Here is a 19,720-nt window from a genome sequence, read left to right as displayed (position 1 = left end):
GAGTCCTCCGTACCGGATCCCCGTACCGTCGGCCTCCCCCTGCGGATGCCCGATCTCGAATCGCTGAGGCTCCTCGTCCTGGTGGCCGACCTGGGGAGTCTGGGGCGGGCGGCCGAGCGGCTGCGGATCTCCCAGCCGTCCGCCAGCCGCCGGCTGTCCACGCTGGAACGCGGGCTGGGACTGGTGCTGGTCGACCGGACCCGGCGCGGCTCCCGGCTGACGCTGGCCGGGCAACTCGTCGCCGGGCACGCCCGGCGGGTCCTGGACGAGCTGGACGAGCTGCTCGCCGGGGCCGGCCGGCTGCGCGACCGGCGGGAGGCCGAACTGCGGGTCGCGGCGAGCCTGACCATCGCGGAGTACCTGCTGCCGGCCTGGATCAGCGAGCTGCGCGCTCGCCGGCCGGAGCTGTACATCGGGCTGCAGGTGACCAACAGCGAGCACGTGCCCGAACTGGTCGAGTCGGGCGAGGCCGACATCGGGTTCATCGAGGGGCCGCGCCTGTCCCGCGTGATGTCCACCCGGCAGGTCGCCCAGGACCGGCTCGTCGTCGTGGTCGACCCCGCTCACCCGTGGGCGCAGCGACGCGAGCCTCTGTCGGCGCGGGAGCTGTCCCGTGCGCCGCTGGTACTGCGGGAGAGCGGATCCGGCACGCGGCAGACGCTGGACCGGGCCCTGTACCTGGCCGGCTGCGAACGTGTCCGGCCCCTGGTGGAACTCGGCTCGACGGCCGCCGTGCGCGGCGCGGTGATCGCCGGCACCGGGCCGTCCGTCCTGAGCGAGCTGGCCGTCCGCGGAGACATCGCAGAGGGGCGGCTGATCGGCGTCGACGTCGCGGGCGTCGACCTCACGCGCGATCTGCGCGCGGTCTGGCCGACGGGGCGGCGCCTGGTGGGTCCGGCGGCGGAACTGGTCACGGTGGCCCGTCGGGTGGTCAGCGCAGAGCAGCCGACCCGCGCGTAGCGCCCGACCGGACGGCGATGCCCGCCTCGCCGTGCCTGCCACGGCAACGTGCCCGCGTGCCCCGGCCGGTGTCCGCCTGCGCTCGCCAGGCACCCGGCCGTACTCCACGCCGTGCAGACGCCGAGGGCCGGCGCCGGGCCACCTGCAGTCGCGCAGACGGCGTGAGGCACATGCGAGCCGCCCTCGATCGAGCTTCTCGGACCGGGTCGAACGTGTCGGGATCCAGCGGCTCAGCCACCGCCCCACAGTGGCCGGTACCTCCTTGGTAACCGGGGCCCTGCCCATCGTCCGGGGGAAGCGGTCGGCGTTCGGGCCCGGCCTGCGGATCCGACGGGAAGTCATGAGCCGGACAGTCGTCTTCGATGCCGGCGGCAGGGCAGGGCGGGCCGCCGTCGCAGAGGCCCGCGGCCGTGGTCACCAGGTCACCGCGCGTGCGGGAGCTGCGTCCTGCTGCCGCGCTGCTATGGGGTGCAGCGACGGGAGCGGTCTGCAGCGTCGACGTCCGCTGAGGTGGTCAGGCGTTCCCGGGGGGTGCGGCTCTCGGCGCGTTGGAGGCGCACGACGGCGTCGAGCCCACCGCCGGCGGCTGCCTCCAGGGTGACCTCGCCGCCGCCGGCGCGGGTGAGCTGCCGGACCATCGGCAGACCGAGGCCGGTGCCGTCGTGGTCGGCGTCAGGGGCCCGCCAGAACCGGTCGAAGGCTCTGTGCCGTTCGGCCTCGGTCATACCGGGTCCCTGGTCGATCACATGCAGCTCGACCACGGGGGGTGTGCGGCTGCCTTCCGCGGGGGCGGTCCTGATCGCCAACGTGATGGCGGTTCCCCGCGGGGACACGCGCAGCGCGTTGGAGAGCAGGTTGTCGATGATCTGCTCCAGTGCTCCCGGGACCGCCCACACCCTGACGGCGGTGGCTCGGGAAACGATGATGCCTACCTGTTGTTCGTCGGCGAAGGCCGCCCAGACGGCCGCGCGATCGGCGACGACGGCGCTCACATCGACCGCCTCCGGCCTGATCGCGGAGTTCTCCAGCCTGGCGAGCGCGAGCAGTCCCTGCACCATACGGCCGAGCCGCTCCAGCTCCCCGAGCGCTTTGTCGAGGCTGTCCTGTGCGCAGGGAGCGAGGTGCGGCTCGAAATTCTCCAGGCGCAGGCGTAGCGAGGTCAGGGGAGTCTTCAGCTGGTGGGACGCCTCGGAGGCGAACGCCTGATGAGCCTGGAGCAGGTGCTGGAGCCGGGTCGCGGTTCTCGTGAACGACGCGGCGAGCCGACGCAGTTCCGGCGGCCCGTGATCGGTGGCCGGCGGGTCGGTGATCCGGCCCTCGGCGAGTTGTGCGGTGGCGCGTTCCAGGGCCTGCACGGGACGGGTGACCGAGCGGGCGAGTGCGAAGCCGATGAGGGAGACGGCGGCCAGCACCCCGAGCCCGACGACGGCGAGGACCAGCCAGGTGGCGTGGATCTTTGCCCTGAGCGGGCCCAGCGCGTACACCGTTCGCACCACGCACGGGACGGTGGTGCCGGAGCCACCCGGCACGGTGACGAAGAGGACGTCGCGGCCTGTGGACGGGTCGCTGCGGGCGCCGACGGCGGCCTCGTCGCGGAGTGCGGTGGAGATGTCCGGCTCGGCGGACAGGTCTGTGCCGACCAGGGACCGGGCAGCGGTGTCGGTGAGGACGGTGCCCCTGTGCCCGGCGACGAGTACGCGGCTGCCGGTTCGCCGCCCGTACGCGCGGGCCAGTCCGGGCAGGTCGGCCGCCAGCCCGTGCTCCATCTTGTCCTCGCAGACTTCGGCGAGTGTCATCGCCCCCTGCTGCGCCGCGTGGGAGAAGCGGGACAGCTCGCTGCGGCCGTAGAAGATGGCGAACGGCACTTCGAGCGTCAGCAGGACGAGCAGCATGAGGCTCAGATGGCTGAGCAGCAGGCGACGTGTCACCGGGGCCCTCCGCCGCGCGCCGGCACTGCGGTGGACGTGGCGTCGAAGGGTGCCGGGGGCACCAGGCGGAAGCCGATTCCGCGGATGTTCTCGATCCAGGAAGAGTCGCCGAGTTTGCGGCGGAGCGCGGCGATGTGCACGTCGAGGGTCTTGGTGGGGCCGAAGAAGTTCGGTTCCCAGGCGATGTCGAGGATCTGCCGGCGGGAGCACACGGCTCCGGGGTCTTCGGCGAGGCAGGCGAGCAGGTCGAACTCCTTGGGCGCGAGAGCGATGGGCGCCTGGTGCAGATGTACCTGCCGGGTGCGACGGTCGATGGTCAGCGGGCCGATCCGCTGGACGTCGGCCGTCGCCGGTCGGCCCGGGGCGTCCGAGGCGTCCGGCTCCCTGCTTTGCGCGTCCGGCACTGCGGGGCGGGCGCGGCGGGTGACGGCACGGATCCGGGCGACCAGCTCCCGCACGCCGAACGGCTTGGAGACGTAGTCGTCCGCGCCCAGTTCGAGGCCGAGCACCCGGTCGACCTCGTCATCTCTGGCAGTGATCATGATGATCGGTACGGACGAGCGGGATCGGAGCGCACGGCAGACGTCGATGCCGTCCATGTCGGGCAGCCCGAGGTCGAGCAGCACCATGGCCGCCTCCGGCGCGGCCAGGCCGTCGGCCCCCGTTCTGGCGTGCTCCACGGTGAATCCGAAACGGCGCAGCCCCTCCGCCAACGGTCCGGCCACCCGGTCGTCGTCCTCGATCAGCAGTACACGCATGCCGAAAGGCTCACAGACCTCCGCCGAGGGGCGTGGGGCAAACGCCGGAACCTCCCCCGAGCCGGTGATCTTCCACGGCCGGAGTAACCGCGGCAGCGCGGTGCGATGACGAGATCCAGGGCATGGACAGCGTGGAGCAAGCCCAGAGTCAAGGCGGCGGATACCGGTGTCCAGTTCCCCCAGGTGGCAGCCCAAAACCGAGCCAGCGTCAGCCGCATGCAAGGAGATCCTCGGCGGCGGAATCATCTGGAGATGAGCGAAGGAAAGACGCTTCGCCGGAGAAATCCGGCATTCCTGCTGTATGTGCTCTGGCAATCCCTTTGATCGTCTTCCCGTAGCTTCGGTCGCAGGCCGGTGTCACCGGAGCACCGTGCGCCAAGTACCCCACAAGCACCTGGGATGCCCCATGCCCCTAGCTGAACTACGCCTCACGCGCCCGGACCTGGTGGAGCCCTTCACGACCGCGCTCTCGGGAGCACGTGCCACGGTACTGGGCCGGCTGTGGGGGGCCTTCGTGCGAGAACCCCTGCCCGGCGTGACCGGGCACCGCCGGAAGTCCGACACCATCGGGGTCGAGCTGCAGAGCGGCGTCACGCTCTCGGCGCCCCGGTCCTGCGCGCAGCCGTTCGCCGAGGTGCCCGACGACTTCGCCGTATCCGGCCCGCAGCGGTCGATCAGCGATCCGTCGGAGCTCCTGGCGCAGCTCGGACTGGACACCCCCGCGGTGCGGCGGCTGGCGGCCGAGCTCGACAACAGCGTGGTCAACCTGGCCCTGGCCAGGGCCGCGAACGCGGGCCGGGCGGTCCCGCCGAACGACTCGGTGGACGCCGAGCAGGCGGTCATCGACGGCCACCCGCAGCACCCCTGCTGTCGGACGCGTACCGGCATGTCGATCGCAGACGTCCTCGCCTACGCCCCCGAGCACCACCCGGTCGTCCAGCTGGCACTGCTCCGTGTTCCGGCCGACCGCTGGCAGGGTGCCGGCGTCTGGCCGCGGCGACTGCGCGACGGAGACACGATCCTGGTACCCGTGCACCCGTGGCAGCGCGACCACGTGCTCGGGCACCACCCCGACCTGACCGTCGTGGAGGAGACGATCCCGGCCCGGCCGCTGCTGTCGCTGCGTACCCTCGCACCGCTGGGCGTCCTGCCGGGCTGCCACATCAAGACCGCGCTCGACGTACAGGTCACCAATTACCGGCGCACCATCTCCCCGGCCGAGGTCGCCGACGGGCCCCCGCTGTCCGACCTGGTCTCGGCCGCCGTCCACAAGTCCGGGTACGGCGGCAGCCTGCACGTTCTGCGTGAACTGGGCGGCGGCGCGGTGTGCGTGGACGGACAGCCCTCCGCGAGCCTGGCGGCAATGATCCGGGAGTCGACCGAGTGCTGTCTCGACGCCGAGGAGATGGCCGTTCCGCTCACTGCCGTCCACGCGACCGGGGCCACCGCGATCTCGGGGGATCCGCTGCGCTGGCTGGCGGACTTCGCCGGGCTCGTCCTGCCGCCCGCACTGACGCTGCTGTCCATGGGGGTGGCACTGGAGGCGCACGGCCAGAACACCCTGGTCGTGCTGAGAAACGGGCGGCCGGTGCGGGTGCTGTACCGGGATCTGGACGGCGTACGCGTCAGCCCGCGCCGCCTGGCCCGCTGCGGCTTCACGCTGCCACCGCTGCTCGGCACCCGCGCGACCGATGACGTGGACGCCCTGCACACCAAACTCTTCGGCGGCCTGATCAGCGGAGTCTTCAGCGAACTGGTCGCCGTCCTCAGCCGGACGCATGAGGTGGATCCCCGAGCGTTGTGGGGTGCGGTGGCCGAGGCCGGCCGCAGGGTGTACGCCGGCCTGCCGGACCAGGAGGACGCTGCGGCGTTCTTCGGCGACACGATGCCGCTGAAGGCGACCGTCGCCATGCGCCTGGCGGACAACCCGGGCAAAGCGCAATGGACGTCCATCCCCAACCCGTTGGCGCTGTGCCGTTGACATCCGACACCGATCGTTGCCCCACTGGAGTGACCGAATGACCACCGGCGCCGTCCCCCGCACCAGCCTCGCCCCCACACCCGTCACCGCGTCGCCCGCCGAACCGATGCGGACAGCCGATGCCGTCACCGCCCACACCCTGCTCAACTGCCTGATCCGCGAGGTCTCCGCCCCCGAGCACCAGGTGACGGTCGATGATGACCACCTCCTGCTCCGCCTGCCCCGCCGGGGCGTCCTGCTGCGTTCCCGGCTGCGCCGGGCCTCGCTGATCGGAGCGCACCGCTTTCACGGCCCGGTGCAGCGGCTCGACGACGACGCCTGGGTGACCGTCGGCTGGCGCGAGCTGGCCGGTTACATCCGCGACGAGCTGGAACTGCGTACGGGTGTCACCAACGAGGAGTTCCTCACCCAGGTCGCCGACAGCCGAGACACCATCTGCACGGCGCTGGAAGAGCGAGCGTGCGCTACGCCGCATGCGGACCCGTACGTGGCCTCGGAGCAGTCCCTGGTGTTCGGCCATCGTTTCCACCCCGCTCCCAAGGCCCGTACCGGCGACCCGGTGGACTGGCTGGCCTACGGCCCGGAGACCGGCGCCCGCTTCCGCCTGCGCCACCTGGCCGTGCGACGCCACCTCGTGCGTGAGGAGGGCGACCTGCACGAGATGGACGCGCTGTGCCCGACGGCTGATCCCGGATTCGCCATACTCCCGGTGCATCCCTGGCAGTACCGGCTGCTGAGGGATCACGACCGGTTGCGCGAGGCGATGGCTTCCGGCGATGTCGTCGACACGGGGGTGAGCGGACCGGACCTGGTGCCGACCGCATCGGTGCGCACGCTGTACCACCCCGACAGCAACACCTTCCTGAAGTTCAGCCTGAACGTCCGCCTCACCAACTGCGTTCGCAAGCACGCCAGTTACGAACTCTCCGGTGCCGTCGCCCTCAACCGGCTGCTCCAGCCCCTCTTCGCCGAGCTCGCCGGCCGTTTCCCGGGATGCGTGCTCCTGGCCGAACCCGGCTACCGCACCCTCGACGCGGAGGGAGACACCGCCCTTCTGGAGGGCCTCGGCGTCATCGTTCGCTCCGGCCTGCGCCACCACCTGCGTCCAGGAGTGACACCGCTGCTCGCCGCCGCGGTGGCGGACGAGTACCCGACCAGTACAGCCCACGTCTCCCATCTGCTCGCCCGCGGCGACGGGGACGTCCTGGCCTGGTGGAACGCCTACCTGCGGCTGCTGTTGCCACCAGCGCTGGCCGCCTACTTCGAACAAGGCGTCGTCCTGGAACCGCATTTGCAGAACGTCGTGGTCGGTGTGGACGCCGACGGCACCCCGGCGCAGATGTTCTTCCGCGACCTGGAGGGCACCAAGCTCCTGCCCGGGCATCACCGACGCACCCTCGACGACCTCCCGGACGACGTCGGTGGGCCCCTCACCTACGATCCCGAACGTGGCTGGAACAGGGTCGCGTACTGCCTCCTGGTCAACCACACGGCCGAGGTGCTCAGCGCCTTGGCCGACCTCGACCCGACGCTGGAACCCGCCCTGTGGGGCCTGGTCCGCGACCACCTCGCCGCCTACGCGCGCACCGCCGCCGAACCGCCACGCCTGCGCGCCCTGCTGTCCGGCGTGCCCCTGCCCGCCAAGGCCAACCTCCTCCTGCGCTGGGCCCGCAGATCCGACCGGCACGCCACCTACGTCCCCCTGCCCAGCCCCCTCGGCGCGGACTTCCCCCGCGAGGTGATCCGGTGAAGCCCGCCCTGCTCGACCACGTCGGCAGGATGACCGACGACGACCTGCCCGCGTACGTCTACGACCTTCCGGCCCTGCGCGAGCACGTCCACGCGATCCGGGCCGCACTTCCGGAACGAGTCGAGCTGTTGTACGCGGCCAAGGCCAACTCCGCTTCCCGGATCGTGCGGACGCTGGCCGGGCACGTCGACGGATTCGAGGTGGCCTCCGGCGGCGAACTGCGCCACGTCCGCGCGCTCCTTCCCGATGCGCCGATCGCCTTCGGAGGCCCCGGGAAGACGCCGGCAGAGCTGACCTGTGCGCTGGACGCCGGAGTGGAACGCCTTCACATCGAGAGCGAACACGAACTGCGCCTTCTCATCACCCTGCTGGACGACCGGACCGTCGACGTGCTCCTGCGCGTCAACCTGCCCATCGACCTCGGCCAGGTCACCCTCGCCATGGGCGGCCGGCCCGGTCCCTTCGGCATGGACCCGGCGCAACTGGACCACTGCCTGGAGCTGGTCGCCGCCGACCCGCGCGTCCGACTGCGCGGCCTCCACCTCCACCTGGCCAGCGGACTCCAGGCTCCGGCTCAACTGGCCCTGGTGGACGAGGTCCTGGCCTGGGCCGAGCACTGGGCTCGCACACACGGAGTCGACCTGGCCGAAGTGAACGTCGGAGGGGGAATGGGCGTCGACTACACCCACCCCCACAAGGTGTTCGACTGGTCCGCATTCGGCGCCGGACTCCGCCCGCTCCTGGCCCGCCACCCCGACCTCACGCTGCGGATCGAACCCGGCCGCTCGGTCACCGCCTACTGCGGCTGGTACGTCACCCAGGTCCTGGACGTCAAGTTCAGCCGCGGGGAGGCGTTCGCCGTGCTGCGCGGAGGCACCCACCATCTGCGCACCCCGGCTGCGAAGCAGCACGACCAGCCCTTCGAGGTGATCCCTGACGACGTCTGGCCGCGGCCCTGGGCCCGCCCGGAGGTCCGTGACGAGCCGGTGACACTGGTCGGACAGCTCTGCACGCCCAAGGACGTCCTGGCCCGCCGGGTCACCGTGAAGAGGCTGCGTGCAGGCGACCGGGTCGCCTTCGCCATGGCCGGGGCCTACGCCTGGAACATCTCCCACCACGCGTTCCTCATGCACCCCCACCCGACCTTCCATCACGTCGACGATGCCGAGGCGTCCGCCACCGGCGACGCGTACGCCCGTCAGCCGGCATGAGCGAGGGCTCGCGCATGCCGGTGACGGCCGTACTCGCCGTCCGGAACTTCCGGCGCTACCTGCTCGGGCAGCTGGCGTCCAACATCGGCACGTGGATGCAGCGTGCCGCGCAGGACCTGCTCGTCCTCCACATCACCGGCAACAGCGGAAGCGCGGTGGGCATCGTCACCGCACTGCAGTTCCTGCCGCAGACCCTGTTCGGCCTGACCGGAGGCGTCCTGGCCGACCGGTATCCCAAGCGGCGGCTTCTGCTGCTCACCCAGACCGCCATGGGAGTGCAGTCACTCCTGCTCGGGCTGCTGACCGTGACCGCGGCAGTGAACCTGCTGTCCGTCTACGCGCTGGCCTTCGCCCTCGGCACCGCCACCGCCGTGGACAGTCCTGCCCGCAACGCCTACATCTGCGAACTGGTCGCCCGTGACGGCGTGGCCACCGCGGTCAGCCTGAACTCCGCCCAGTTCAACGTGGCCCGCGCCCTCGGCCCCGCCCTCGCCGGCCTGACCGTCGCCGCCTTCGGCACGGGCCCCGTGTTCCTCGTGAACGCGGCCTCGTACCTGGCCGTCCTCTACGGCCTGATCACCATCCGCACAGACGACCCAGACGACCCAGGCGACCCAGGCGACCACGGCCGGCCTCGACCCGGCCGGACCAGACTGCGCGACGCCTTCCGCCACATCGCCTCCACCGCGGAAATGCTGCTGCCGATCAGTCTCATCGCCTTCGTCGGCACCTTCGGCCTCAACTTCCAGGTCACCCTCTCCCTCGTGGCCGTCACGGCCTTCCACACGGGGGCCACCGCCTTCGGTGGCCTCTCCGCCGCATACGCCCTGGGCAGCCTCATCGGCGCGATCTACGGGGCGAGCCGCGGTAAGCCCCCCACCCCACGCCGTTTGATCACCATCACGGTCGTCTTCGGTGCACTGGAAGCAGCGCAGGGCCTGGTACCGGACTACGGCGCGTTCATGGCGCTGCTGATCCTCACCGGTTTCGCCGCGGTGACGGTGACCACCACTGCCAACGCGCTGACGCAGCTCCATGCCGACCCAGAACTGCGGGGCCGCGTCATGTCCGTCTACTTCCTCGTTCTGCTCGGAGGCACCCCCGTCGGCGCACCGCTGGTCGGCCTGGTGTCGGACGCCCTCGGCGCCCGCTCCGCCCTGGTCCTGGGCGGAGTCGTCTCGGCGTCCTCCGCCCTCGTGCTCTCCGCCTTGATCACAGGCCGAGTCCAACGGCGCTTCCGCGTCACAGGAGTGGCTTCCGCGACCGTCCCACCCTTCGCCTCAGCCCAGCCGGCACGGGAACGGCAGTCCGACCTGTGACGCATCCGCGGGGCCGGCGTCAGCCATCCGTGGAGACCCGCCCGCCCGGCACAGCCTGCTGGGGATTCGGACGGGTCCCACAGGCGGATGGTGCGGTCCTCACCACCGGTCATCAAGGCTCTGGTACTCCGCCACGTCCCGGGCGGCCGTCGAGGGCCGCCCGGGACGTCCGGCTCAAACGAGGTCGAACCGGTCGAGATTCATCACCTTGTTCCACGCTGCCACGAAGTCACGTACGAACTTCTCCGCCGCATCCCGGGACGCGTAGACCTCCGAGACGGCTCGGAGCTGGGAGTGCGCACCGAAGATCAGGTCGACGGCGGTGGCGGTCCACTTGACCTCGCCGGTGGCGCGATCCCGGCCTTCGAACACGTTCTCGTCCGTAGCCGACGCCTTCCACTCCGTGCCCATGTCGAGGAGGTTGACGAAGAAGTCGTTGGTCAGGATTCCCGGCCGGTGGGTGAAGACACCGTGGGGCGATCCCTTGAAGCCGGTGTCCAGGGCCCGCATGCCGCCGATCAGCACCGTCATCTCGGGAGCGGTCAGCGTCAGCAGGTTGGCGCGGTCCAGCATGAGGGTCTCCGGCGACAGTTTCTCGCCCGCCGGCAGGTAGTTGCGGAAGGCATCCGCCTTGGGCTCCAGCACGGCGAACGACTCCGCGTCGGTCTGCTCCTGCGAGGCGTCCGTACGCCCCGGTGCGAACGGAACCGTGATGTCGTACCCGGCGTCCCTCGCGGCCTGCTCGACGGCCGCGCACCCGCCGAGGACGATCAGGTCGGCGAGGGAGACACGCGTTCCGCCGGTCTGGGAGAGGTTGAAGTCCTGCTGGATCCGCTCGAGCGTGCGCAGTACCTCGGTCACCTCGGGGAGGTCGTTGAGCTCCCAGTCCTTCTGCGGCGCGAGCCGGATGCGTGCTCCGTTCGCCCCGCCGCGCTTGTCGGTGCCGCGGAAGCTCGCCGCCGACGCCCAGGCGGTGGTGACCAGCTGGGGGACGGAAAGGCCCGAGGCGAGGATCCTGCCCTTGAGGGCAGCGACGTCCTCGGCCCCGACCAGTTCGTGATCGACGTCGGGAACGGGGTCCTGCCACAGCTGCGGCTCGGGAACCCACGGGCCGAGGTAGCGCGAGACGGGACCCATGTCGCGGTGCAGCAGTTTGTACCACGCCTTGGCGAACGCCACCGCGAGCTCGTCGGGGTTCTCGTGGAACCTCTTCGTGATCGGGCCGTAGACCGGGTCCACCTTCAGCGCGAGGTCCGTCGTCAGCATCATGGGGGCGTGCCGCTTCGACGGATCATGGGCGTCGCGCACGGTGTTCCTGGCCGCGGGATCCGTGGGAGTCCACTGGTGGGCGCCGGCGGGGCTGCTCGTCAGCTCCCACTCGTACCCGTACAGGTTGTCCAGGTAGCCGTTGTCCCACTTGATCGGCTCGGTGGTCCATGCGCCCTCCAGACCGCTGGTGAGCGTGTGGGGCCCCGTGCCACTGCCGTAGGTGTTCCGCCAGCCGAGGCCCTGCTGCTCGATGGGAGCGGCCTCGGGTTCCGGGCCGATATAACTGGGTTCGACCGCACCATGACACTTGCCGAAGGTGTGGCCGCCGACGATGAGTGCGACCGTCTCCTCGTCATTCATCGCCATGCGCCCGAACGTCTCCCGAATGTCCCCGGCGGCAGCAATCGGGTCCGGGTTTCCGTCGGGCCCCTCCGGATTGACGTAGATCAGTCCCATCTGTACGGCGGCGAAAGGACCGGTGAGTTCCCTGTCGCCGCTGTAGCGTTCATCTCCGAGCCATGTGTCCTCGGGCCCCCAGAAGATCTCCTCGGGTTCCCAGATGTCCTCTCGCCCGAAACCGAACCCGAACGTCTTGAACCCCATGGATTCCATCGCGCAGTTTCCGGCGAACACCAGAAGATCGGCCCAGGAGATTTTCCGGCCGTACTTCTGCTTGACCGGCCAGAGCAGACGGCGCGCCTTGTCCAGGCTCGCGTTGTCCGGCCAGCTGTTGAGGGGGGCGAAGCGCTGTGCGCCGCTGCCGCCACCGCCGCGGCCGTCCGCGATGCGGTACGTTCCCGCGGCATGCCAGCTCATGCGGATGAAGAGCGGACCGTAGTGGCCGTAGTCGGCAGGCCACCAGTCCTGGGATGTCGTCATCACCTCGAAGACGTCACGCTTCAGCGCGTCGACGTCGAGGGTCGCGAACTCCTTCGCGTAGTCGAAGTCCCCGTCCATCGGGTTGGACCGGGGCGAGTGCTGGTGGAGAACCTGAAGGTCCAGCTGATTCGGCCACCAGTCCCGGTTCGTCCTGGGCCGCCGAGTCGGCGTGGGCGTCGGCGAAGGGATTACTGGATTCTCGCTTTCACTGCCGGACATGCCCGTCCTTCTTCCTGTCTCGGTGTTCCTTCTGCCGGCTGCCGCTTCGACGTCGTCGGCTTTGCGGGTGTCGAGCACGTCGACCCACACAATCAGCGCGCCATGGCGGCCACCGGCTGGAAAATGTGTGCCGCGTTCGTATGGTCGCGCACCGCAGACCACACCTCTATGAAACACGCAGAGCACCCCCGAATGACAGACGTGGGAGAAGGGGCGGCCTTTCTGCTCCCCTGCCGATTTCCGGCGCGAGCCGAATCGCATACGACAGCCCGGACCCGGACTCGCCGGAGGGTCCGCGCCGGCGGCGGTGAGGTCCCCGAGGTCGTCTCGCCGCGCAGTGCCGTCGGCACGTCGCTCAACCGGTTGCGCACGCTCGCGGAGCGCACGTCATCGGGGGCGGAGCTCTTCGTCGACCCCGCGCAGACCGGACGGGCGCTGTTCCACCGGATGCGGGCCGTCAGTGAGGTGAGCGGTGCGCCGACGAGTGACCGATCGCGTCCGGGGCCGCTCAGGACCGGGCGAACCGCGGGAGGCGGCCCTCGCAGGAGGCGGCGGCCTCCCGCGCGTCCTCACTCGCGCCACCCCGACACCGGCCCCGGTCTCGCGGCGCCTCGCGTCCTGCAGAGCGCCGTCCCAGCCCTGGTCGAGCAGCCGCTTGGCCGGCCGCAGGGCGTTGGGCGGAACAGGTGCGCAGGAGCGCGACCGCCCGCCGTACCTGCGCCTCGAGGTCCGCGTCGGGCACGGCACGGTTCACCAGGCCCCAGGTCCGCGCCCGGGCGGCGTCGAACGGCTCGCCCGGCAGGATGGTCTCCGTGGACACCATGGGCCCGGCGGTGCGCGGCAGCACGGCCGTGAAGCCGCCGGTGACGGCCAGGCCGACCGCGGTCCCGGTGAATCGGCGGGCCGCCGATCCGCGGGCCACGACGAGACCCGCGCTGGACGCGATCTTCGCGCCGCCGCCGGTGGCGTGGCCGGGCACCCTCGCCACCCCCGGCACCGGGCACGCCCGGGTCTGCCGCCTGATCCGCGGGCCCGGCATCTGTCGTAGCAGGTGCGGGGTCAGGCGGTCGCGATGAAGCCGTGCCGGGCGGCCAGGCGCTTCAGGGAGGCGATGCCGGGGAGGCCGTCGGCGGCGTCGCCGGTGTAGGAGCCGCCGGCCTTGCTGCGCTGCCAGGCCGCGTATGCGGAGACCGTCTTGGAGCCGAAGGAACCATCGGCGTACCTGTGCTGGAGGAGACCCTCGGCGACGAGGGCGTTCTCGACGATGCGGACCTCGGTCGGGTAGGTGGTGTGTCCGTCCGGGGCCGGTCCGTCCTTCTTCGCGGCAGCGACCAGGTGGGCGACGCTGACCTTCGGCTTGGTCGGCTTCGGTGTGGTGGGGCCGGCGTGGTACAGCACCTTGGCGGTGTCGATCGCACCCGGATCGCCGTGGTCGTTGCCCGGGACATCGACATGTCCGAAGTGGCCGCCCTGGTACTGCCAGACGGACCGCGAGCGGGACTTGCCCGGCCCCGGGTACACCGCCGGTGGTCCGGCCGGGAACACGTCCGGCACGCCCCAGGAGCGGACCGCGGCCAGCACCTTCTGCCAGCCCGGCTTCCTCGCCGGATCCCAGCCGGTGGTCCAGGGGGTGCTGGAATGGCCGAGGACCTCGATCTGGATGCAGACCCTGCCCTCGCGATTGGTCCGCCGGGCGCCGTCGTTGCGCAGGGCCCGGGCGCTCAGGTCCAGCGCTCCGAACTGGCCGACCCGGTCGGTCACCGGGCAGTAGATGAGTTGCGGCTCGGAGGCCACGCGGATCAGGTACGACCCGACGGCCTCCAGATACCTGCCCCCGGCCGGGGACTCGGTGGTGTGGTGCACGACCCGGGGCGGATTGCCGGGGGTGTCCATCGCCCCGCCGATGACGCCGTCGCCGAGCGGGATCGCGCCGGGGATCCATCTGGTGCCGGTGAGGCCGTGCACCGGCTCACCGGCGACGGGCAGGTCAGCGGCGGTGGGGTGGCCGTCGGCGATACGGGGCTCCGGGTCCGGGTCGCGGATGATGAACGGCTCGGCGCCCACCGGCTCGTACCAGTCGAGGTCGCCGTCCTCGCGCAGCACGAAGACCGAGCCGGGGCGACGCGGGTGCTGGACGGCGGAGCACGGTGTGCTCGCGACGGCGGCGATGGCGAGTACCTCATCGACGTGTGCCTGGCTCACCTCGCCGCAGTAGGTGACGGAGCGGTCGGGGTGGACGACGGCAGCGTGGAAGGCGGTCATGGTGTTCCTCGTGAGGCGTGGAGTGGTGGATGGCGTCGAGCTGCTCGCGGTACGAGGCGGCAGGACAGGCTGGAGGACAGGCGGGAGGCAGGTCCTGGGGGTCAGGTCTGGAAGGCAGGTCCTGGAGGAGGCCGCTGCCCCGGTCCGCCCTCGGTCAGGAGTCGTGCAGCCGCAGCACGATGCGCCCTGGAACGGCGTGGCCCCTCTGGTGCCGAAGGTGCACCTGATGAGGCTGATGGCGCACACCTCGTGGCCGCCGACGCAGCGGAGGTGCCCGCCAGGACGGGCTGGTCCCGGCGAAGCCGTGGGGCCTAGGTGCTGAAGGGCTGGAGCCGTGACGGCGCGCCGTGTTCGGCGCGCAGCGGCACGAGGTCTCGCAGCGAAGTGGAGGGTTCCAGTCCCAATTCTTCCCGCAGGATGCGGCGGCATTGTTCGAATTGGTGCAGTGCCGCACCCCTATTGCCGGCAGCCAAATGTGCCTTCACGAGTACACGGTGGGCACTTTCCCGCAAGGGTTCGGTACGTACAGCGGCGAGTCCGGCGGCGACGGCTTCGCCGTAGCGCCGAGCTGAGGTCAGTCGCTCGGTCATCGCTTCCAAGGCGTAAAGCCGGAGCTGACGGTATTGCTCCTGCTCGATCAACATCCAGTCATTTTCCGGCCATTCCGGCAAGAGGTCCACCGATAAGTCCGCCAGCGTCTGCATGGTGAGGATGTCGTCGCACGGGCGTGAGCTGTCGAGCAGTCGGTGGGCGCGTGCCACCGCTTCGTGCAGGTCAATGGTGATGTGCTTGGAAAGGGCCAGCTCGCGCGCGGTCGCGTCGATGATGGGGTGACCCGTGCGCGCCGCTCGCCAGACGGACGATCTCAGGTTGGCGTTGGCGCGTGACGCCGTGACGTCCGGCCAGAGGATCCCGGCCACGTAGGCGCGGGATCGCGGCATCCCCTGCAAAGCCAGGAATGCAAGGAGCCGTTGAGTGCTGGAGCAGACCGGAATGCGCGCATGGTCGACCGTGAGTGTGAAGCCCTTGAGCAGCTTCAAATTAATAAAATGTGATTGTCCGTTCATCGACGCCCCCGGTACCGATGTCGACGGGTGATCTTCGTTCGGTCGTCGGCTTCTCGAAGCCATGTTACGGCCACGTTATGACCGCAGGGTCGAGGATTATCCGGATGGCGTCAACGAAGAAACAACGGATCGTCGCAAAAACGTCACCGGTCCCGTTCCAGCAGCTCATCGAGCCAGGTCCGCAGTGCCAGGAAGACGTCGACGGTCTGGTCCGCCGCCGCGGGGGGCTTCTGCTCCCCGTCGACGATCTGGATGATGCGCGCGCGGAAGCCGTCCGACCTGCCGTCTTCCACCCACACCCGGAGTATGAGGATGCCGGACCGCGTTGAAGGGGTCTCCATGGGAGACCAAGTGTTCCGCACGGGTGTCACCCCGACGTCGTCGATCCGTGTCCGGCGGCGTCACGGCACGCGGCGGGGGACGCAGGGGTGACGCCGGTGCGACGGGCGAGTCGCGGACGGATCACAGGAAGTCTGCATCGTTGCGGCATACGTGGTCAGCACGCGTCGGGCCGAGGGGGGCTTGCTATGGGTGACTTCGGTGTGATCGCCGATGTCTCGTCGGTCGTCGTGAGCACGCTGACCCAGGCCCTGCGCGGGTTGAGCCAGGTGGAACCGCCGATCGCGGAACTGAACGACCTGTCCGAGACGGTGCAGACACCGCCCCCCAAACTCACGGTGTTCCTCTACGAGATCGCCGAGGATCCCACCTCGCGCAACCGGCCACCGGTGCGTTCCCAGCCGCCCGAACCGCTGACCACCCGCAAACCGCCGATGGCTCTGCTGCTGCGGTATCTGATCACTCCCTGGGGCGGCGACCAGGCGACCCAGCACCGGATGCTCGGACGCGCTCTGCAGACGTTCTACGACGACGCCATCCTGGACGGCGCACAGCTCTCCGGTGGCCTGGCCGGCAGTGTCGACTCGCTGCACCTCACCCTGACACCGCTGACCCTCGACCAGAAGTCCTGGGTCTGGTACGCGATCCAGAAGCCGTACCGGCTCTCACTGAACTACGAGGTCCGCGTCGTCAACCTGGACTCTGCCGTGGAGACAGCGCTGCGGCCGGTGCAGAGCCGGACCATCGAGGGGACGGCGACGCCATGAGCGCCTTCCTGCCCCTTGCCCGTTCGACGCTCTACAGCCCCGTGTGGCTGGTGCCGTTCGACGACTACGCACGGCGGGTGCGCGCCGCGGGCGTGGACGTCCGCCTCGAACGGTTCGACGAGGCGAACGGCGGCTGGCTGCCGCTGGACGACCACGCGGTGCGCACACCCAGCGGATCCTTCGCCTTTCCGGGGCTCGGCAGGCGGGCAGAGCCGCGGGCAGCACGGCCGGAGCGCCACCGGGCCCGCTTCGCGGCCGCCGGCTACCAGCCGCTGTACCCCGCCGACGGTCAGCCGTTCTCGGCCGAACTCGTCGGCGTCGAGTTCCTGGTCCACCCGTACGACGACACCCACCCGCCCTCCGCGGGCGCCTCGCCGCGGCTGGTCCGGCTGCTGCCGGCGGTCTCCTTCGCGTACCCGCCGGGTACGCGCACGGTCCACGGTGTCGTGCTCGACGCCGCCGGCAGGGCGCCGGTCGCCAACGCGCTCGTCGAGGCCAGGGGGCGCACCAGCCAGGACCTGACACCGTGGCACGAACGCACGCTCTCCGACGCGCGGGGAGCCTTCCGGCTCGCCCTGCGCTGGGAGGGCGAGAAACCCGCCGAGCACGCGGTCGAGGAGACATTCCGGCTGGAGGCCACCGAGCGGCCGGGCCGGACCGGGTCGCTCCTCGTACACCTGCCCCAGGACGCGGAGCGTCAGCACGTCATCGAGATCCGTGAGCAGTGAGGAGCCCATTCCATGGCTGAGTATCTGAGCCCCGGGGTCTACATCGAGGAGATCGACGCGGGGCCGCGGCCGATCGCGGGGGTGAGCACCAGCACCGCCGGGATGGTCGGGGTCACCGCTCGCGGGCCGTACACCGGCAAACCCAAACTGGTGACGAACTTCCTGGAGTTCCAGAACACCTTCGGCGGCTTCCTGCCCGAGCCGGAGGCGTCCGTGCGGGACGCGTGGGCCGACAACCCCTCCGAAGGCGGCCGCTGGTGGCTGTTTCCGCTGGCCGTCAAGGGATTCTTCGACAACGGCGGCCGGCGTCTATACGTCAAGCGGGTCGCCGGCGCACAGGCGAAGGCCGCATCAGGCGTTCTCGGCCAGGGGCTGGTGAGCCCCATCGCCACCGATGCCGCGCGCGGCGCGACCAGTCTGCAACTGGGCCACCTGGTCGGCTTCACCGGCGTCGGACAGCAGATCCAGATCTTCCGGGGCGACGACCAGCAGGCCATCCACACCGCCACGGTCTCCGGCTACGACATGACCAAGCGCCGGATCACGCTGAGCGCCGCCCTGCCCGCCGAGGTCAGGACGGCCCGAGGTGACTATGTCCAGGTCGGGGCGCGCGGCACCGAGCAGACGCTGCGGCTGTCCGCCAACAGCCCCGGCGCCTGGGGCGGCGGCGTCCAGGTCCGGGTCCAGCCGATGGTCGGTGCGGCGCTGCCGGTGCTGCCCGACCCGCAGGAGGGCCCGCTGTTCGTCACCCGGCTCGTCGCGGACGTGGCCGCCGACGGCGAGACGGTTCAGGTGGCCGCGGCGCCCGGGCTCGACCCGGACGACCTGCCCGCCGACGTCTGGGTCCAGATCGGCTCCGACCGGTACAAGGCCGAGGTGGGCCGGCCCGCGGACGGCAAGGTCACCCTGACCCTCCCGGCAGGCACCACCCACCCGGCGTGGGAGACCGGACTCACCGTGCGCCGGGTGCGACGGGGCAACCTCGCGACGGGGCGGACCCTCAGGGTCGGCGGCGCGAGCAGGCTGTACGAGGGAGCGGTCGTCCAGCTCGACGACGGCACCACCCTGACCGCCGTGAACGTCCAGACGGTCGCCGGCGATGCCGTCACCTTCGACCGCGACGTACCGGGGACGTTCTTCGAGACCGACCGGATCCATCTGGTCGAGGCCGAGGTCAGCACGCGGTTCACCGACCCGGGCGGCACCACCGTCACCGAGAACTTCGCGGGACTTCGGCTCACCGGCGACACACCGTCGAACCTGGTGACCGCCCTGGCCGACCGGTCGCAGCTGGTACGGGCCACCGCGCTGCCGGGACTGTCCACCGACCCCACGAAGTTCCCGCTGCCCGCGATCGGCTCCTGGCTGACGCTGGCGGACGGTGACGACGCGTACGAGTCCCTGAGCGTGGCCGACTTCGTCGGCACGGACGGCGGCAGCGGACGGCGCACGGGAATCGTCGCGCTGGAGGACATCGACGAGGTCGCCGTCTGCGCGGTGCCCGGCATGTGGTCCGGCACGGTCGAATCGAGCCTGGTCACCCACTGCGAACAGCTGGGGGACCGGTTCGCGATCCTCGACCCGCGCGACGGCCTCGACATCGAGGGGATCCAGGCGTTCCGCGAGCCGTTCGACACCAAGTACGCGGCGCTGTACTACCCATGGCTGGTCACCCGGGACCCGTCCACCAACCGTGATGTCGAGGTGCCGCCGTCGGGCCACATGGCCGGCATCTACGCCCGGGTCGACGTGGAGCGGGGCGTGCACAAGGCACCCGCCAACGTGGTCGTCCGCGGCATCCGGCAGACCGACGGCTTCGCCCAGGACATCACCAAGCGCCATCAGGACCTGCTGAACCCCAAGGGGATCAACGCGCTCAGGTTCTTCCCGGGCCTGGGCCACCGGGTATGGGGCGCGCGCACGCTCTCCTCGGACAGCTCGTGGAAGTACATCAACGTCCGGCGGCTCTTCCTCTTCCTGGAGGAATCGATCGACGAGGGCACGCAGTGGGTGGTCTTCGAGCCCAACGACGAGTCGCTGTGGGCCCTGGTCCGCCAGACGATCACCAACTTCCTCACCACGGTCTGGCGCAGCGGCGCGCTCGCCGGCACCACCGCCGACGAGGCGTTCTTCGTGGCCTGCGACCGCACCACGATGACCGAGGACGACCTGGCCAACGGGCGACTCATCTGCGTCATCGGCGTCGCCCCGGTCTTCCCCGCCGAGTTCGTGATCTTCCGGATCCAGCAGAAGACCCGCGAGACCCAGCTCGCCTGAGCATTC

General features: G+C 70.6%; 15 protein-coding genes. 8 read left to right on the top strand and 7 right to left on the bottom strand.

Going from position 1 to position 19,720, the window contains the following annotated elements:
• The first annotated feature begins 45 nt into the window (after nt 1-45).
• A complete protein-coding gene (locus tag K7G59_RS02380) occupies nt 46-960 on the top strand; it encodes a LysR substrate-binding domain-containing protein (protein ID WP_225830254.1) in 915 nt (304 codons plus the stop codon).
• Nucleotides 961-1,421: 461 nt separating this feature from the next.
• Here K7G59_RS02380 and K7G59_RS02370 read toward each other — a convergent pair whose 3' ends face one another.
• Together K7G59_RS02370 and K7G59_RS02365 are read right to left on the bottom strand one after the other, a co-directional pair.
• Nucleotides 1,422-2,888: a HAMP domain-containing sensor histidine kinase gene (locus K7G59_RS02370; protein ID WP_225830085.1), complete on the bottom strand. Its 1,467-nt coding sequence runs from the start codon at nt 2,886-2,888 to the stop codon at nt 1,422-1,424.
• Complete coding sequence (locus K7G59_RS02365; RefSeq protein WP_225830084.1) at nt 2,885-3,646, bottom strand: response regulator transcription factor; 762 nt, start codon at nt 3,644-3,646, stop codon at nt 2,885-2,887. The genes K7G59_RS02370 and K7G59_RS02365 overlap by 4 nt, the downstream gene beginning before the upstream one ends.
• 406 nt (nt 3,647-4,052) lie before the next feature.
• Between K7G59_RS02365 and K7G59_RS02360 the strand changes: the two genes are divergently transcribed.
• From K7G59_RS02360 to K7G59_RS02345, 4 genes are read left to right on the top strand one after another with little or no spacing between them, the layout of a single operon-like run.
• Nucleotides 4,053-5,627 (top strand): IucA/IucC family siderophore biosynthesis protein, encoded by a 1,575-nt coding sequence (locus K7G59_RS02360; RefSeq protein ID WP_225830083.1) that lies wholly within the window; start codon nt 4,053-4,055, stop codon nt 5,625-5,627.
• A 37-nt stretch (nt 5,628-5,664) separates the two neighbouring features.
• Nucleotides 5,665-7,377, top strand: coding sequence for an IucA/IucC family siderophore biosynthesis protein (locus K7G59_RS02355; RefSeq protein WP_374114175.1), 1,713 nt, complete (start codon nt 5,665-5,667; stop codon nt 7,375-7,377).
• Nucleotides 7,374-8,588 carry a type III PLP-dependent enzyme gene (locus tag K7G59_RS02350; RefSeq protein ID WP_225830082.1) on the top strand — a complete coding sequence of 405 codons (1,215 nt, stop codon included), beginning with the start codon at nt 7,374-7,376 and terminating at the stop codon, nt 8,586-8,588. Before K7G59_RS02355 ends, K7G59_RS02350 begins: the two co-directional genes overlap by 4 nt.
• The gene (locus K7G59_RS02345; RefSeq protein ID WP_225830081.1) at nt 8,585-9,907 is read left to right on the top strand and encodes an MFS transporter; all 1,323 of its coding nucleotides are present in this window, start codon (nt 8,585-8,587) and stop codon (nt 9,905-9,907) included. Before K7G59_RS02350 ends, K7G59_RS02345 begins: the two co-directional genes overlap by 4 nt.
• A 174-nt stretch (nt 9,908-10,081) precedes the next feature.
• Here K7G59_RS02345 and katG read toward each other — a convergent pair whose 3' ends face one another.
• The 5 genes from katG to K7G59_RS02320 all read right to left on the bottom strand — a co-directional run bounded on the left by katG (nt 10,082) and on the right by K7G59_RS02320 (nt 15,944).
• A complete protein-coding gene (gene katG, locus K7G59_RS02340; RefSeq protein ID WP_225830080.1) occupies nt 10,082-12,274 on the bottom strand; it encodes a catalase/peroxidase HPI in 2,193 nt (730 codons plus the stop codon).
• Between the two features lie 508 nt (nt 12,275-12,782).
• The gene (locus tag K7G59_RS02335) at nt 12,783-13,313 is read right to left on the bottom strand and encodes an enoyl-CoA hydratase/isomerase family protein (RefSeq protein WP_225830079.1); all 531 of its coding nucleotides are present in this window, start codon (nt 13,311-13,313) and stop codon (nt 12,783-12,785) included.
• A gap of 20 nt (nt 13,314-13,333) precedes the next feature.
• Entirely contained in the window at nt 13,334-14,536 is a 1,203-nt protein-coding gene (locus tag K7G59_RS02330; RefSeq protein WP_225830078.1) for a peptidoglycan-binding protein LysM, read from the bottom strand.
• 311 nt (nt 14,537-14,847) lie between these two features.
• Nucleotides 14,848-15,576, bottom strand: coding sequence for a BTAD domain-containing putative transcriptional regulator (locus K7G59_RS02325; protein ID WP_225830077.1), 729 nt, complete (start codon nt 15,574-15,576; stop codon nt 14,848-14,850).
• A 170-nt stretch (nt 15,577-15,746) separates the two neighbouring features.
• Nucleotides 15,747-15,944 (bottom strand): hypothetical protein, encoded by a 198-nt coding sequence (locus K7G59_RS02320; RefSeq protein ID WP_225830076.1) that lies wholly within the window; start codon nt 15,942-15,944, stop codon nt 15,747-15,749.
• A 186-nt stretch (nt 15,945-16,130) separates the two neighbouring features.
• Here K7G59_RS02320 and K7G59_RS02315 point away from each other — a divergent pair, with 186 nt between their 5' ends.
• From K7G59_RS02315 to K7G59_RS02305, 3 genes are read left to right on the top strand one after another with little or no spacing between them, the layout of a single operon-like run.
• The gene (locus tag K7G59_RS02315; protein ID WP_225830075.1) at nt 16,131-16,709 is read left to right on the top strand and encodes a DUF4255 domain-containing protein; all 579 of its coding nucleotides are present in this window, start codon (nt 16,131-16,133) and stop codon (nt 16,707-16,709) included.
• Nucleotides 16,706-17,437 (top strand): carboxypeptidase-like regulatory domain-containing protein, encoded by a 732-nt coding sequence (locus tag K7G59_RS02310; protein ID WP_225830074.1) that lies wholly within the window; start codon nt 16,706-16,708, stop codon nt 17,435-17,437. The genes K7G59_RS02315 and K7G59_RS02310 overlap by 4 nt, the downstream gene beginning before the upstream one ends.
• Nucleotides 17,438-17,449: 12 nt before the next feature.
• Nucleotides 17,450-19,714 (top strand): phage tail sheath C-terminal domain-containing protein, encoded by a 2,265-nt coding sequence (locus K7G59_RS02305; protein ID WP_225830073.1) that lies wholly within the window; start codon nt 17,450-17,452, stop codon nt 19,712-19,714.
• The last annotated feature ends 6 nt before the right edge of the window (nt 19,715-19,720 follow it).

It is taken from the genome of Streptomyces sp. NK08204 (genome assembly GCF_020400585.1).
In the GTDB taxonomy this organism is placed as follows: domain Bacteria; phylum Actinomycetota; class Actinomycetes; order Streptomycetales; family Streptomycetaceae; genus Streptomyces.
The sequence above is the reverse complement of the archived record's forward strand: the minus strand, read 5'-3'. Positions and strand labels throughout refer to the sequence as shown.